This is a genomic window from Rhodococcus sp. PBTS 1 (assembly GCF_001620025.1).
Taxonomy (GTDB): Bacteria; Actinomycetota; Actinomycetes; order Mycobacteriales; family Mycobacteriaceae; genus Rhodococcoides; species Rhodococcoides kroppenstedtii.
Genome location: NZ_CP015219.1, coordinates 753,545 through 767,320, shown reverse-complemented (window position 1 = coordinate 767,320; position 13,776 = coordinate 753,545). Strand labels below are relative to the sequence as shown.

Sequence of the window (13,776 nt, the reverse complement as noted above, 5' to 3'; positions counted from 1 at the left end):
CGTGTCCGTCGACGATTTCGCCCGCCGCCTGCGCGCCCGTGAGCAGGTGTTGGGCTACTGGTCCGTCATCGATTCGCCCGTGTCCACCGAGTGGCTCGCCCACGTCGGGTGGGATTACCTCTGCCTCGATCTCCAGCACGGACTGATCGGTTACGACGGCCTGCTCCGCGGACTCACCGCCGTCGACGCCGCGCACGGCCCGGCCGGGCTGGTCCGAGTGGAGGCGAACGATCGGACCTACATCGGCAAGGCGCTCGACGCCGGAGCCCGCGGGGTGATCGTGCCGCTGATCGACACCGCCGAGGACGCCGCCCTCGCCGTCTCCTACTCCCGGTACCCACCCGTCGGGGTGCGGTCCTACGGGCCCATGCGCTCGCAGCTCCGCGTCGGCCCCCTGCCCGCCGAAGCGAACGACGCCGTGGTGGTGCTCGCCATGATCGAGACGCCCGAGGGTCTGGAGAACGTCGAAAGCATCTGCGCCGTACCCGGACTGGACGGCATCTATGTCGGCCCGTCGGACCTGCGTATCGCGGTCGGTGGCAGTTCTCCCGCCGACAGCTCCGTCGACGAGGTCTTCGACGCCGCCCTCGTGCGCATCGCCGACGCCGCCGCGGCCGCGGGCATCGCCTGCGGCATCCACACCCCGTCCGGCGAGGTCGCGGCGCGTCGGCTGACGCAGGGCTTCACCTTCGCCACCGTCGCCTCCGACTTGACCCACCTGAAGGCCGCGTCCGAGGCGCACCTGGTGGCGGCGCGGGGTTGAGGGGGGGCGGGTTTGCGCTGGGGCCAGCGCCGATCCGCGTGACTTCCAGGGATCCGCTGCTGCTGCAGCCGCCGCGGATCGCTGAAACACCGGCGGATCTGCGAGTCACGGCACTCGGTGCGTCAGCGGCGGGGGTCGGCCCTTGGCCATCGCCATCGCCCGACGGACCTTGACGGCGCCCGCGTCCGAGGCGAGGTCCGCCCACGTCAGCCGGGCCACCACCCACCCGAGCGACATCAACTCGTCGTGCCGCTTCTTCTCCTCGAACAGGACCTGCTCCGAGGTGTACTTCACCCGCCCGTCGAACTCGACGATCACCCCGTCGAGCAGAAAGTCGGGGCGACACACGAACGAGCCGTGACGCAGAGTCACCTGCAGCTCGAACGCGGGAAACCCGAAGCGCTGCAGGTACACCCGAGTTCGCGACTCACCGATACTCTCGCTGCTCCCGTCGGCGAAAGCCACGGTTCGACGGGCCGAGCTGCACCCGGTCATCCCGGCGCACCCGTCGAGCGCGGCATCGACGTCCGCCCGCGACGTCACCGCGAGTGCCGAATCCACCACGCACACCCCGGCTTCGAACGGTAGTTGCCGTGCGAGGTCCACGGCCGTCTTGGCCACGGTGGTGGCGGTCAGACCGCGGACCCGAGTGAGACAGCCGTTCAGCCTGTTGGTGTGCGTATGTACGCGGGCAGTTCGCCGACCGCCCCGCGCGGCGTCCACACTCAGGTGCACCCGCGACAGGTCGGGGTTCCACATCCGCAGGTCGTGGAGGACCGCAGCGGAGGCGTGACTGACGACGGGGTTCGTCCGAGCGGCAACGACCCCGCGGACCGCGAGGAGGTGCCGGCCCCTCTCACTCGTCTCCGCGTAGGCGGCCGCGTCGCTGTAGACACCGCGCCCGACGTAGACCAGTCCGCCCCGCCGACGTGCAGTCCTGATCTCCTGGTCCCCGACTCCCGCTGCGGCGAGCTGCGCACGCGTCAGGAAGGTTCGCCCCGTGATGTCCACCGACTCAGCGTCTCTCACCGGCTCGTGCGACTGCGGTGACCGTCCACAGGGCTTCGCGTTGTCCACAACGGCCCGATCCGCGCGCGGTCCAGCACTCCGCGTGAGCTACAGGCGGCGCGGACTGCTGAAACTGCAGCGGATCGGAAACCGTGTCACGGTCCGGCATTAGCTTCGCGGTCCACATCGACACCAAGGGGGACCACATGTGCGACGGACCGATCGATCTCGGCACGGTCAAGAAGAACATCAGGAACCGCGGCTGGCACGTCACGGCTGTTCACGGGGGCGGGGACTTCGCGTACACCAGCGGGCTCACCGAAAACGGACTGCCGGAGCTGCTCTGTCACGGGCTCCCCGCACGGCTTGCCTACGAGGTGTTCGCCGAGCTGCGCGAGACGATGCTCGACGATCCCGCGCTGGTGGCCCCGTCGATGACGATCCACGGGGCGGTGGGCGGCATTCCCGCTCTGTCGTTCGTCGAGGTGCTGGACCGGTCCGACATGGTGGTCACCCGAGCCCTCTATCCGCAGTTCACCGCTCTGCAGGTGGTGTGGCCGGATGCCTACGGGGTGTTCCCGTGGGAGGAGCACTACACGATGTGCGCCGACCACCAACCCCTGCGCGGGATCTGATTCCTGTCGGACCCCTCCTGTAGACAAGGGGTGAGCGGTGAACGGTCCCGCTCGTCGGGCATCACCCAGGAGCACCCCATGTCTCACTCCCCTTTCGGCTTGTTCGGTCGACCGGCCGGTGACCCCGGCTTCACGGTCGCCATCGAGATCGGCACCGATCTGTACGACCTCGAGCTCGAGCAGCAGTGCCGCATCCTCGAGCTGACCGGACGCCCCGGGGCGGACTTCGATCAGTCCGCCACCGGGTGCGCCCGGGTGGTCTACGAACTGCCGCACACCGGTTGGGTTCAGGCCGGCACGGACGCACTCGACGTCCTACAGGCGGTGCTGGGCGAGTTCGAGGTGTTCGGGGCCGAGATCTGCCGGTCCGATTTATGGGCCGAGGAGCCGATTTTCCCCACGATGCCGAGCGAGGTGAGTACCGGTCGCCCACCGGACCAGGACCTCACAGTCGTGACCGTGGAGCTGGACTCGTCAGTACGACGTTCGACGGCCGATCTCGGTCGGGCGCTCCTCGAACTGCGAGCCGTTGGGGGCGCTCATTGCACACCGGCGCCGGAAGACCGCCACCATCTGATTTTGACCATGCCGAATCGCAGCAGCCTGGTCAGCGCCAGCGCCGTCGCGGGGAAGTGCTTGATCCCAGTCGGTCACATGTGGCAGATCAACCGCGTTCGTGTCGTCGAGTCACAGACGTACCACCTCGAACTGGAGGACCGCGCCCGCTACCACCCACCACGCGTTCCCGACTGGCAGTTCGCGCTCGGCGGCGAGGACGGGCGGATGGTGGTCGTTCCGGACGGCTCGGCGAACCTGCACGGGTGGACGGTCGCGTCGCGACAGTCGGACGGGCAGAAACACACCGCAGAGCTCACCCGCGATCTGGTGTGGATCGACGAGGCCGGCCTGGTCAATCTGCTCGGGCACGGAGACCGCATCGAGGCCTGGACCGCGACACTCCCCGGTAGTGCGCTGCTCACGTCGTTCGCGACGCCGCAGGGCACGGAGTTCCTGGTCGACCGGTGGGACGGCATGACCAACTGGCTCGTGGAAACGCTGGTGCGCAACGGCTCCGGACTGATCGTCGACCTCGGGCCGGGCGGTTATGTCGCTCCGGTCGACGACGTGGACGACGACGACCTCGAGCTCGCCGACGTCCTGGACCCGGACGACGAGGTGATCAACGCCCAGCTCCATGTGCTCGACGACGGCGTGGTCATGGTGCGGCGTTCCCGCACCGTGCTGCGCCGACTCCGGCTCGGCGACCACTCCGTCGAAGGCCTGGAGCTCGACGTGTGGCACCACGACGGCCATTTCGACGACTGCACGGACGGGTATCTCTTCACCTCCGACCTGCACCTCGCCGCCAGTGCGTGCACGGCGTGGTTTCGCGACCACGGCGGTCTCGAGGCCCTGGACGCCCTCGGCTGCGACTACTCCTTCGCCGACGCACTTCCCGCCACCGACCGAGAGGACGCATGACCACTTCGACACCCAGCACCCCGACGTCCACCCATGAACTTCTGCTGACGGCGCTGCGAGCGACCGCCTTGAAGGACATGGACCCCTCCTTGCTCTTACACGCGATCGACATCGAGGCCGACGCGCGGGGCATCGACCGAACAGATCTCGACCACGCTCTGGCGGTGGCGTCGTACGCCCACCTCGAGCAACGGCGCACCCAACGGGGCGACCAGGTCGCGGACCCCTACATCACGCATCCGTCGCGCAACACGCTGCGTCTCCTGCGATACGGGTGCACCGACCAGGCCGTGCTCGTCGCGACGGCACTGCACGACGTGGTAGAGGACCAGCCGGACCGCGTGGTGTCCCTGCTCGGCGGCTCCGACGCCGCCCCCGACGCGCTGCGGCGCCACTTCGGCGACGACGTCGCCGATCTCGTCGCTGCCGTCACGAATCCCCAGCGCGATCCTGCGCGTGACAAGGCCGAGCAGTACGCCGAGCACGTCACCGCCGCGATCGCCGATAGGCGCGTGTTCCTGGTCAAACTGACCGACTTCGTCGACAACGCCGGAAGCCTGAAGTACCTGGCCGACGACGCCAGGCGATTGAAGCTGGCCGCCAAATACGCACCGCTGGTGCCGATCTTCGTGCGTGCGGCAGACGACCACCGCCACGAACTCGGCCTACCGCCGGAGGGCTTGTCCGCTATCGAGAACCACTTGCACTCCATTGCGGAGCAGACGCGCTCCTGACCGGTCACCGACCGCCGTACTTCGACACCACCCGGTTCTCCAGCCACTGCAGCGCGATGGTGGGCGGCAGGGCCATGAGGAGGATCAGCACCACGGTGCCCATGATGTTCTCCATGCGCACGAGGCTGACGTTGCGCAGCAGCTCGTATCCGATGCCGGCGGAGGACGAGAACATCTCGGCGAGCAGCAGTCCCAGGAACGCGAGCCCGAAGGTCATCCGCATTCCGGTGGCCAGAGACGGCAGGACGGATGGGATCACGATTTGCCGGACCAGGCGCGGCCACCCCACCTGCAGCGAGGCGGACATCTTGAGGTGAATGCGGTGGACCGACGCGGTGCTCTCCACGGCGACGAGGAACATCGGGACGAACGCTGCGTAGAACGTGAACCCCGCTCGGCTCAGCTCACCGATGCCGAGAAACGACAGGAAAATCGGGTAGAGCACGATCTTCGGGATGCTGTTGATCGCGTAGAAGATCGGCAGGATCGCGCGGGTCCAGAACGCACTCAGCCCGAGCGCCAGACCGAGGAGCGAGCCGAGCACGGTGCTGGCCAGGAAGCCGATCACCAGGATGCGGATGGAGTCGAGCACGTTGGCCCGGAAATCCGCCTTGCCCAGATCCTCGAAGAGCGAGCGCACTGCCTCCGCCGGAGTCGGAAAGATGGTGCTGTCGGCGATCACCGCGGCGAGCCACCACAGGGCGACCCCGGCGACGGCCACCACCAGCGGCGGGAGCACACGGCGGGCGGCGGAGATCCCGGCCGACGGCGAGCCCGATTGCGAACGGGCGGACGACGGGCGCGCGGCCGGCGGCACGGCGGGAGGGGCAACGGCGCCGGCCTCGGCCGGTCCCGCGGTGGGCGTGGCCTGCGTCATCAGCGACGCCTCCAATCGAATCGGGTGAGCAGAGCGGAGATCCCGAAGGTCGAGATCAACGCGACGGCGGCGACCACGAGGATGCCGGCATACATCTCCGCGATGTCGAAGCTGTCGTAGGCGATGGAGATGAAGTGGCCGAGACCCTGCGTCGACAGGATGAACTCGCTCGCCAGCACCGAGATGATGGCGTAGGACAGCCCGAGCTTGAGCCCGGTCACGATGTTCGGCAACGCGTACGGCAGCAGAATCGATCGGAAGAACTGCCACCGCGTCAGCATCAGGGTGGTGCCGAGCTTGGTGACGATCGGCGAGACGGCCGCGAATCCGTTGCGCGCGTTGAGCGTCACCACGCCGAAGGCGAAGACGGTCGAGAGCACCCCGATGGGGGTCACGCCCGCGCCGAAGAGCACCACCATGATCGGGTAGAGCGCGAAGGTGGGGACCGCGTAGTACACGTTGAGGTAGGGCTCGAAGGCTCGGTCCCACAGCTCGAATCGCCACAGCACGTAGGCGGCCGCGACGCCCAGGACGCCACTGGCGACGAACGCCATTGCGATGATGGCGAGCGTTCGCCCCAGTTCGCCGACCAGGAAGTCCGGATCGGTGAGCAGGTCCACCGCGGTGAAAGCCATGTCCGAGACGGGCACGATGTCCAGCGGTGAGGCGAAGAACCGCGCGATGACGTCGACCACGATCAGCACCGTGATCAGCACGGCCGCCGTCCAACCCCAGTGCGGAAGTCCCGCGACGGAGGACGGTGCCGGACGCACGTAACTCGGAACGACGGACCGGTTCTCGGTGCGCTCGCTCATCGGGTGACGCTCATCGTCTTCTTGGCTTCCTCACGCAGCGACGACCAGATTCGTTCGTGCAGCACGACGGCCTCCGGGCTGGCCAGCACGTCCTCGGAACGCGGACGCGGGAGGTCGACGGCGACCTCGTCGATGAACCGGCCGGGGCGAGCACTCATGACCATCACCCGGTCGGACAGCAGCACCGACTCCTGGATGCTGTGCGTGATGAAGAGGACGCCGCAGGTCAGCTTGTCGACGATCTGCAGCAGCTCGTGCGACATCACCAGGCGGGTCTGCTCGTCGAGAGCACCGAAAGGCTCGTCGGCGAGGATGAGATCGGGTTCCATTGACAGGCATCGGGCGATGGCCACGCGCTGCCGCATGCCGCCCGACAACTGCGTCGGGTAGTGGTCGCCGAACCGGGACAACCCGACGGTCTCGAGCAACTCGTCGGCACGAGCTCGCCGCTCCTTCTTCGCCACGCCCCGCACCTCGAGGGCGAACGCCACGTTGTCCCGCACCGTGCGCCACGGCAGGGTGGCGGACTCCTGGAAGATCACGGCGGTACGCGAGCGCGGCCCCGTCAGCGGGCGGTCGTCGACGGTCACCGTCCCACTGTCGTGATCCTGGAGTCCGGCGAAGACCTCCAGCAGGGTGGACTTGCCGCACCCGCTCGGGCCGACGATGGACACGAATTCGCCTCGGCCGATGGACAGGTCGATGTTGTCGAGTGCCGTCACGGAGCCGAAGTGGCGGGAGACCGACGACGCAACCGCGATGGGCGACGTCGCGGTCGCGGCCGGTGTGGACTGGGCGTTCGGAGAGGTCATGGTGTGTCCGCTTTCGTGGGGGCGGTGGTCAGGCACAGTCAGCGGGGATCTCGGTGGCCGCGCCCGCGGGCAGGAAATCGGGGTCGAAGAGCGTGCAGAAGTCGGGGTCACGGTCGCTGCCCGACGCTTCGACGCCGGCCTGAGCGGATTCGATCGCGGCCGGGTCGAACCCGCCGCCCCAGGTACCGACGGACGACGCACGCTCCACCACCGCCAACGCGGCCGGGACATCGAACCCGGTGTAGGCAGCGTAGATTCGCGCCGCGGCTTCGGGATCGGTCCGGATCGACTCGACGGCCTCGGTGTAGCCGGCGTTGATGGCACGGACGACGCCGGGGTTGCTCGCGGCGTAGTCCTTGGTGGTAGTGATGGTCGACTGCAGAAAGCGTTGCAGGTAATCGGGACTCGACACGATCAGCCGGAAATCCTCCGGCCGCTGCTCGGCAACGATGGACGGGATGAGCGCGATGTCCACCGACCCCGCCTCGAGGAGCGCCAACCCCTCCCCGATCCCGCCGGTGGAGACCCGTTCGATGCGACCGGCGTCCGCGCCGGCCAGCGACGGGAGCAACCGCGTCAGCGCGTCGGACGCGGAGTTCGGGCGGGTGTAGGCCCAGCGCCGTACGTCGTCGATCGACTGGATGCTCGTATTGGACGCCAGCGCATAGAAGTTCATCGGGTAGGGCCCCTGGGTGCCGCCGCCGACGATGCGCAGTTCCGACCCGCCGGCGTCCGCCTGCACGATCGACGGGTAGCTCACCTCGCCGATGGGGATGTTGCCGTCGAGGAGGGTGCGCATGGTGGCGCTGCCGCCTTTGCCGGGCACGATGTTCTCGACGATGACACCGTGCTTCTCGAACAGTCCCTGCTGCTGCGCGACCAGCCAGGGGATGCTGTAGATCTCGGCCGCCGCCGACACGGTGACGTCGATGGTCACCGGGTTGTCGGGGTCCGCGTCGGGACCGGGGTCCGAGCTGCAGGCGGTGACTCCGAGCGTGGCCGCGAGTGCGGCGGCCAGGAGCAGGCGTCTCGATCTCATGGGTGATCCTCGCTGCCCACTCGCGGTCGGTGAGCCGGGTCGGGTCGGATGCGCTTCGCGACCAGGTCGAGTGGTCGCGAAGCCCTCGTTCGCAGTCAAAGATATGACATATAGGCCGCAGATGGCCGGAAATGGCGGGATTCGATCTACAAAGCTGGCAACTCGCCACGTAAAGATCAGACTGTTGAGATGCGCGGCCGCACCGTATGCCACTGCGTCACGGCCTGGTAGCGCTCCCCCACCCCGAAGAGCGCCCCTTCGTGCCCGACGGGGGCGGTCAGCTGCATCCCCACCGGCATGCCCGATTCGCGGTGGAAGCCCACCGGCACAGCAAGAGTCGGGCCCTCGTGCAAGGACCAGGGATACGTGAACTGCCCCATCCGACGCGACTGCGCCAGAACGTCGTCGCCACCGTCGATCCGCGGCACGTCGACGGGCATGGTGGGCGTGAGCACCACGTCGACGTCCTCGAACAGCGGAGCGAGCCCGTCGCAGAACCGACGACGCGCGTCCGCCGCGTTGCGTCTCTCAGCCTCGGAGATGCCCCGCCCCAGCGAGATTCGCTCCAGTGTGGCGGGCTGGAAGAGGTCGGGACGGGAGTCCAACCGCTCGCAATGAATCCGCGCGGCGTCGTGATAGATCGCGGTGTAGACCACGTCCTGCGCCGAGGTCGCCTCCGGCACCTCGACGGGCACGATCTCGTAGCCGAGCATCGCCAGATCGTCGACGGCGGCCGAGACCACCTCGGCCACAGCGGGATCGACGTCGGCGGTTATGAACACGTCGGGCACACCGATGCGCCGTACCGTCCGTGCGACGGGCGGTCCGGCCAGCACCGCGAATGCGTCCGCGACCTCGCGCACCGTCCGGGCCATCGGCCCCACGGTGTCGAAATCCGGGCTGACGGGAAACACGCCGTCGTTGCTGATCGCGCCGCGGCTCGGCCGCAGGCCGGTGACGCCGCAGGCCGAGGCGGGCAGCCGGACGGACCCGCCGGTGTCGGTGCCGAGCGCGAGGTCCACGATGCCCGCCGCCACGGCCGCGCCGGAGCCACCGCTCGACCCGGCCGGTACCCGTGTCGTGTCCCACGGGTTGCGCGGCCCGCCGGCCGCAGAGTTCTGCGACGTCACACCGACGGCGAACTCCGCCATGTTCAGGGTGGCGACGACGGCGGCGCCCGCGGCGCGCAGCCGGCGCACCACCTCGGCGTCGGTCTCGGCCACGCGGTCGGCGAAGAATCGGGAGGCGCAGGTCGACCGCACCCCGGCGACGTCGATGTTGTCCTTGACGCCCACTCGCACGCCCGCGAGCGGACCGTCACCCGACCCGGCGTCGTCGATCCACGTGACGACGCTGTTCACGTGGTCGTCGACCCGCTGCGGGGACGGGCCGCGCGAGGCGGCCCGTCCCCCGTGCACCATCAGACCGCGCTCGCGCGCAGGTCGGCGGTGGCCTTCTCGTCGATGGTCCACGAATCGACGTCCACGGCCACGCCGTAGTCCCGACGCGCGTCCTCGGCGGTGATGTACTCGTCCCACACGTCGCTCAGGACCTGGAAGGGGTCCCGCTCGAACGGGTTTCCGAATCCACCGCCGGACGGCAACTTGATCTCGAGGGTGTCGCCGTACTTGATGGTCTCCTGGGTGACCTTCGAGTACAACACCTCCTCGCGGTCCGTTCCGGCGTTGCGAGTGAAGGATCCGGAGACACCGTCGTGGCCACCGAGCGCACCGGCGGGTGCATCGGACCGGTTGTCCGCCTCGGATCCGAGGAAGGTGTCGGTCTCCATGAGCCACTTGCGCACGCTGCCGATACCGCCGCGCCACTTGCCGGGAGCCGGTGCCTCGTCGCGCAATTCGTAGCGCAACGCCCGCATCGCGTGGTTGAGCTCGAGTTCCTCGATGGGGTTGTTGCGAGTGTTCGCCATGAGGGCGTCGACGGCATCCATGCCGTCCTTGCCGTTCCGGCCGCCGTAGGAACCCTCGTTGATCTCGATGTACACCCAGTAGGATTCGCCGTCGGGCGCGATGCCGGAGTAGGCGATGGCACACAGCGCGGCCGACGACCCGGCGACGGCGTGGTCCGGCAGAACCGGTGCCAGCGCAAGGTTGATCGAGTCGAAGACCCGGTTGACCTGGGAGAACCGTGCGAAGCACGACGCCGGGAAGTCCGGGTTGAAGATCGTGCCCTCCGGTGCATACGCCTTGACCGGGCGGAAGCAGCCGTCGTTCTGGGGCACGAAGTCCTCGGAGACGTCCTCGTCGAGCAGGATCGTCCGGATCGCGGAGACCGCGACGGGCAGAACCGATCCCTCGAACGGCACGTTGAAGGCGGTGGGCACCTGACTGTTCGAGCCGGTGAGGTCGATGAGGATGTCCTCGCCGTCCACCTGCACCCGCACCGCGACCTTCAGCGGCTCGTCGCGGTTCTTGCCGTCGTCGTCGAGGTAGCCCAGGGGCGCCTCGTAACTGCCGTCCGGAATCTCGCGGATCTTGTTGCGCAGCTTGGTCTCGGAGTAGTCCATCCACCGCTCGCCGGCACTCATGACGGTGTCGAGTCCGTACTTCTCGAGCAGCTCGGTGAACCGCTTCTCGCCGATGCGCGAGCACGCGATCAGAGCTTCGAGGTCGCCGCGGTTCTGCTCGGGGGTCCGCACGTTGTCCAGGATGTGCTGGATCAGGTAATCGTTGCGGACACCGGCCTCGTAGATCTTCATCGAGTCCATGAGCTTGCCCTCGGCCCACACGTCGACGACGTCCATGCACAGGCCCGGGAAGTTGCCGCCCACGTCGGACACGTGACCGGTGCAGCCGGCGAATCCGATGTGCTCACCCTCCCAGAAGATGGGGATGATGACGCCGTAGTCCGGCGAGTGCGCCGCGCCGTGGTACGGGTGGTTGTGCAGAATCACGTCGCCCGGCTTGTACGTCCCCGCCAGTCGCCGGTTCACGCCGCGGATGTAGGCGGGGATCGAACCACAGTGCATCGGAGTCGAATCCGACTCGCACAGCTCGCGCCCGTTGACGTCGAAGATGCCGGCACCGAGGTCCTCGGACTCACGGATGAGGCTCGAGTACGCCATGCGGTAGAGGACCTGCGCCATCTCCTTCGCCATGGACTGCAGGGCGCCACCGATCACCCGCAGGGTGATGGGGTCGACGTCCACGTCGTTCCACGTGCGGGTGGCCTCGCCGGCGAGCGAGACTCCCGTCGTGGGCATCAGCGCCTTGCTCATGCGGACTTCCTCTCGATGATGATGTGACCGACGGCGTCGACGGTGGCGTGCTGGTTCATGCCGATGATGGTGGTGGAGTCGAACTGCTCGACGATGGCCGGACCGCTGATCTCGTTGCCCGCCAACAGCTGCGAGCGCTCGTAGACCGGGGTTTCGACCCACTCGGGGGCTGCGGTGTCGTCCTTCCAGAACAGCGCACGCGCCGTCGTCTTGATCGCGCCCGACGCATCCGCGGTGCCGCGCTCGATCTCGGCGATCTGCACGTGCGGGACGGCGCCGACGCCGGTGACGCGCACGTTGACCAGCTGGACGGGCTTGTCGTCGAACCGCTGCGAGTACGTGCGGCCGTGGGCCTCGTGGAACGCCTCCGCGGTCGTCTTGACCCAGACGTCGTCGATCTCGCCGTCCGGCGCCTGGACACGCAGCTCGTACCCCTGCCCGACGTAGCGGCAGTCGACACTGCGCTCGAGCGAGATGTTCTCCGGCGCGATGCCATCGGCTTCGAGCTGGGCGACGGCCTGCTTCGACAGGCGGTCGATCTGGTCCTTCAGCAGCTCGATGTCCGGGTCGGCCGACGACGTCCACACGGTGGTGGGCTCCTCGTACCTGATGTCGGTGGTCAGCAGGCCGACCGCCGAGGTGATGCCGGGGTGTCCGGGGACGATGACGCGCGGGATGCCGAGCTGATCGGCGATCTGCCAGGCGAACAGCGGTCCGGCGCCGCCCTCGGCGATGAGGGAGAAGTCGCGCGGGTCGTAGCCCTTGCGCACCGAGTGCAGGCTGATGGCCTCGGTCATCGAGTGCGCCAGGATCTTGAAGATGCCCATGGCGGCGTCGTCGATCGAGGTGTTCAGCTTGTCCGCGATGTGCGTCTGGATCGCGGTGCGCGCGAGCTCCGGCTGAACCTCCATGGTGCCGGACAGGAAGCTGTTCTCCCGCAGCCAGCCCATCATGACCATCGCGTCGGTCGACGTCGGCTCGGTTCCGCCGCGCCCGTAACAGGCGGGGCCGGGGACGGCGCCTGCGCTGCGCGGTCCGACGCGGAACATGCCGCCGTCGTCGACGACGGCGATGGACCCACCGCCCGCGCCGATGGTGTCGACCTCGGCCATGGGCACCATGGCGTGGTAGTCGCCGATTCTGGTGTCCAGCAGGTGCTTCATGCGCAGCGCGCCGTCCGGTGCGACACCGACGTCGGCGGACGTCCCACCCACGTCGAGGGTGATGACGCTGGGGTAGCCCGACGCCTTGCCGATCGCGCAGCCGCCGAGCAGTCCGGCGATCACGCCGCTGGTGAGCAGCGAGACGGGAATCTCGGTGGCGCTGCGGGAGGTGACGAGGCCACCGGCCGACGTCATGAGGTGGACGTCCTCGCCGACCTGCGCGTCGCGCGCCTTGCGGGCGAGGTTCTCGATGTACTGACTCGTCTTCGGTCCGATGAACGCGTTGAGCGCCGCCGTCGAGAAGCGTTCGTACTCACGATATTGCGGCGCGACCTCGCTCGAGAGGGAGACGAAGACGCCGGGGAACTCCTCGGCGATGATGGCCTTGACCCGCTGCTCGTGCGTGGGGTTGCGGTAGGAGTGCAGGAACGCCACCGCGATGGCCTGGACGCCGCGCTCGCGCAGCAGGCGAACCTGCTCGCGCACCGCGTCCTCGTCGAGCGGGGTGAGGACGTTTCCGGCGGCGTCGATGCGCTCGGGTACCACGCGGCGATTGCGGCGCGGGACCAGCTGCCACTTCTGCCAGGGCAGGTCCTGGTAATTGGAGTAGTTCAGCGGGCGCTTCTTGCGGGCGATGTGCAGGAGGTCGCGGAACCCCTCCGTGGTGATCATGCCGACGTCGCACCCGTTGTGCTCGAGAACGATGTTGGTGGCCACGGTGGTGCCGTGGAAGAACATGTCGATCTCGGACGGGTCGATGCCGGCGCGCTCGGCGAGGACGGCGATGCCGTCCATCGTGCCGATCGACGGATCGTGGTTGGTCGACGGCGTCTTGTGGACCACCACCGTGCCGTCGTCGTCCCACAGCACCAGGTCGGTGAAGGTGCCACCGACGTCGACTCCGATTCGTTTCATGGGCCATCCGTTTCTGCTGTCGGCGCTCGCGTGAGGAGCGGGAGGTCGGGCCGTGCGAGGCCGGTGCCGAAGATCCGAGTTCGCCGCTCGGGACGCGCGATGCGGGCCCGGTGTCGGAGTCTCGGAGGTGATCGTGGCCGCCCTGTTCGGGTGACACGAGTCATAGTGCTCCAAGTGTGTTTCGAAAGCAATACCTCAGATGTTTCGGGCACGTGACGCTTCGCTCGGGGCTTCGCACCCCCCAGCCGACTGCGGATCACGCCGAAAGAGCCGATCTTTACCCGTTCCGCCGAGACAC

At 68.2% G+C, this 13,776-nt stretch carries 12 protein-coding genes; 4 read left to right on the top strand and 8 right to left on the bottom strand.

Going from position 1 to position 13,776, the window contains the following annotated elements; genetic code table 11:
- Position 1: 1 nt before the first annotated feature.
- Complete coding sequence (locus A3Q40_RS03410) at positions 2-763, top strand: HpcH/HpaI aldolase family protein (protein ID WP_068099798.1); 762 nt, start codon at positions 2-4, stop codon at positions 761-763.
- Positions 764-868: 105 nt separating this feature from the next.
- Here the strand turns inward: A3Q40_RS03410 and A3Q40_RS03405 are convergent, their stop codons facing one another.
- The gene (locus tag A3Q40_RS03405; protein WP_068099797.1) at positions 869-1,774 is read right to left on the bottom strand and encodes a type IV toxin-antitoxin system AbiEi family antitoxin domain-containing protein; all 906 of its coding nucleotides are present in this window, start codon (positions 1,772-1,774) and stop codon (positions 869-871) included.
- A gap of 149 nt (positions 1,775-1,923) precedes the next feature.
- On the opposite strand from A3Q40_RS03405, the gene A3Q40_RS03400 reads away from it, so the two are divergent.
- From A3Q40_RS03400 to A3Q40_RS03390, 3 genes are all read left to right on the top strand, one after another.
- Entirely contained in the window at positions 1,924-2,406 is a 483-nt protein-coding gene (locus tag A3Q40_RS03400) for a DUF4262 domain-containing protein (protein ID WP_157889486.1), read from the top strand.
- Between the two features lie 78 nt (positions 2,407-2,484).
- Positions 2,485-3,888 carry a hypothetical protein gene (locus tag A3Q40_RS20735; RefSeq protein ID WP_235606426.1) on the top strand — a complete coding sequence of 468 codons (1,404 nt, stop codon included), beginning with the start codon at positions 2,485-2,487 and terminating at the stop codon, positions 3,886-3,888.
- Positions 3,885-4,622 carry an HD domain-containing protein gene (locus A3Q40_RS03390; protein WP_068099795.1) on the top strand — a complete coding sequence of 246 codons (738 nt, stop codon included), beginning with the start codon at positions 3,885-3,887 and terminating at the stop codon, positions 4,620-4,622. The genes A3Q40_RS20735 and A3Q40_RS03390 overlap by 4 nt, the downstream gene beginning before the upstream one ends.
- Before the next feature lie 4 nt (positions 4,623-4,626).
- Here the strand turns inward: A3Q40_RS03390 and A3Q40_RS03385 are convergent, their stop codons facing one another.
- The 7 genes from A3Q40_RS03385 to A3Q40_RS03355 all read right to left on the bottom strand — a co-directional run bounded on the left by A3Q40_RS03385 (position 4,627) and on the right by A3Q40_RS03355 (position 13,478).
- Positions 4,627-5,499, bottom strand: coding sequence for an ABC transporter permease (locus A3Q40_RS03385; protein ID WP_082833731.1), 873 nt, complete (start codon positions 5,497-5,499; stop codon positions 4,627-4,629).
- A complete protein-coding gene (locus A3Q40_RS03380) occupies positions 5,499-6,314 on the bottom strand; it encodes an ABC transporter permease (protein ID WP_068099794.1) in 816 nt (271 codons plus the stop codon). The genes A3Q40_RS03385 and A3Q40_RS03380 overlap by 1 nt, the downstream gene beginning before the upstream one ends.
- Positions 6,311-7,126, bottom strand: coding sequence for an ABC transporter ATP-binding protein (locus A3Q40_RS03375; RefSeq protein ID WP_068099793.1), 816 nt, complete (start codon positions 7,124-7,126; stop codon positions 6,311-6,313). Before A3Q40_RS03375 ends, A3Q40_RS03380 begins: the two co-directional genes overlap by 4 nt.
- Positions 7,127-7,154: 28 nt before the next feature.
- Complete coding sequence (locus tag A3Q40_RS03370; RefSeq protein WP_068099792.1) at positions 7,155-8,165, bottom strand: ABC transporter substrate-binding protein; 1,011 nt, start codon at positions 8,163-8,165, stop codon at positions 7,155-7,157.
- A 176-nt stretch (positions 8,166-8,341) separates the two neighbouring features.
- Positions 8,342-9,586 (bottom strand): amidase, encoded by a 1,245-nt coding sequence (locus A3Q40_RS03365; protein WP_082833730.1) that lies wholly within the window; start codon positions 9,584-9,586, stop codon positions 8,342-8,344.
- On the bottom strand, positions 9,586-11,400 hold the full coding sequence (locus A3Q40_RS03360; RefSeq protein ID WP_082833729.1) for a hydantoinase B/oxoprolinase family protein: 1,815 nt from the start codon (positions 11,398-11,400) through the stop codon (positions 9,586-9,588). Before A3Q40_RS03360 ends, A3Q40_RS03365 begins: the two co-directional genes overlap by 1 nt.
- Positions 11,397-13,478, bottom strand: a complete 2,082-nt coding sequence (locus tag A3Q40_RS03355; RefSeq protein WP_068099791.1) for a hydantoinase/oxoprolinase family protein — start codon at positions 13,476-13,478, stop codon at positions 11,397-11,399. The genes A3Q40_RS03360 and A3Q40_RS03355 overlap by 4 nt, the downstream gene beginning before the upstream one ends.
- Positions 13,479-13,776: the final 298 nt, after the last annotated feature.

Bases quoted from the DNA above. Each gene is read 5' to 3' on its own strand.
- A3Q40_RS03370 (WP_068099792.1), bottom strand. From the start codon at position 8,165: ATGAGATCGAGACGCCTGCTCCTGGCCGCCGCACTCGCGGCCACGCTC.
- A3Q40_RS03355 (WP_068099791.1), bottom strand. From the start codon at position 13,478: ATGAAACGAATCGGAGTCGACGTCGGTGGCACCTTCACCGACCTGGTG.
- A3Q40_RS03375 (WP_068099793.1), bottom strand. From the start codon at position 7,126: ATGACCTCTCCGAACGCCCAGTCCACACCGGCCGCGACCGCGACGTCG.
- A3Q40_RS03385 (WP_082833731.1), bottom strand. From the start codon at position 5,499: ATGACGCAGGCCACGCCCACCGCGGGACCGGCCGAGGCCGGCGCCGTT.
- A3Q40_RS20735 (WP_235606426.1), top strand. From the start codon at position 2,485: ATGTCTCACTCCCCTTTCGGCTTGTTCGGTCGACCGGCCGGTGACCCC.
- A3Q40_RS03360 (WP_082833729.1), bottom strand. From the start codon at position 11,400: ATGAGCAAGGCGCTGATGCCCACGACGGGAGTCTCGCTCGCCGGCGAG.
- A3Q40_RS03390 (WP_068099795.1), top strand. From the start codon at position 3,885: ATGACCACTTCGACACCCAGCACCCCGACGTCCACCCATGAACTTCTG.
- A3Q40_RS03380 (WP_068099794.1), bottom strand. From the start codon at position 6,314: ATGAGCGAGCGCACCGAGAACCGGTCCGTCGTTCCGAGTTACGTGCGT.
- A3Q40_RS03365 (WP_082833730.1), bottom strand. From the start codon at position 9,586: ATGGTGCACGGGGGACGGGCCGCCTCGCGCGGCCCGTCCCCGCAGCGG.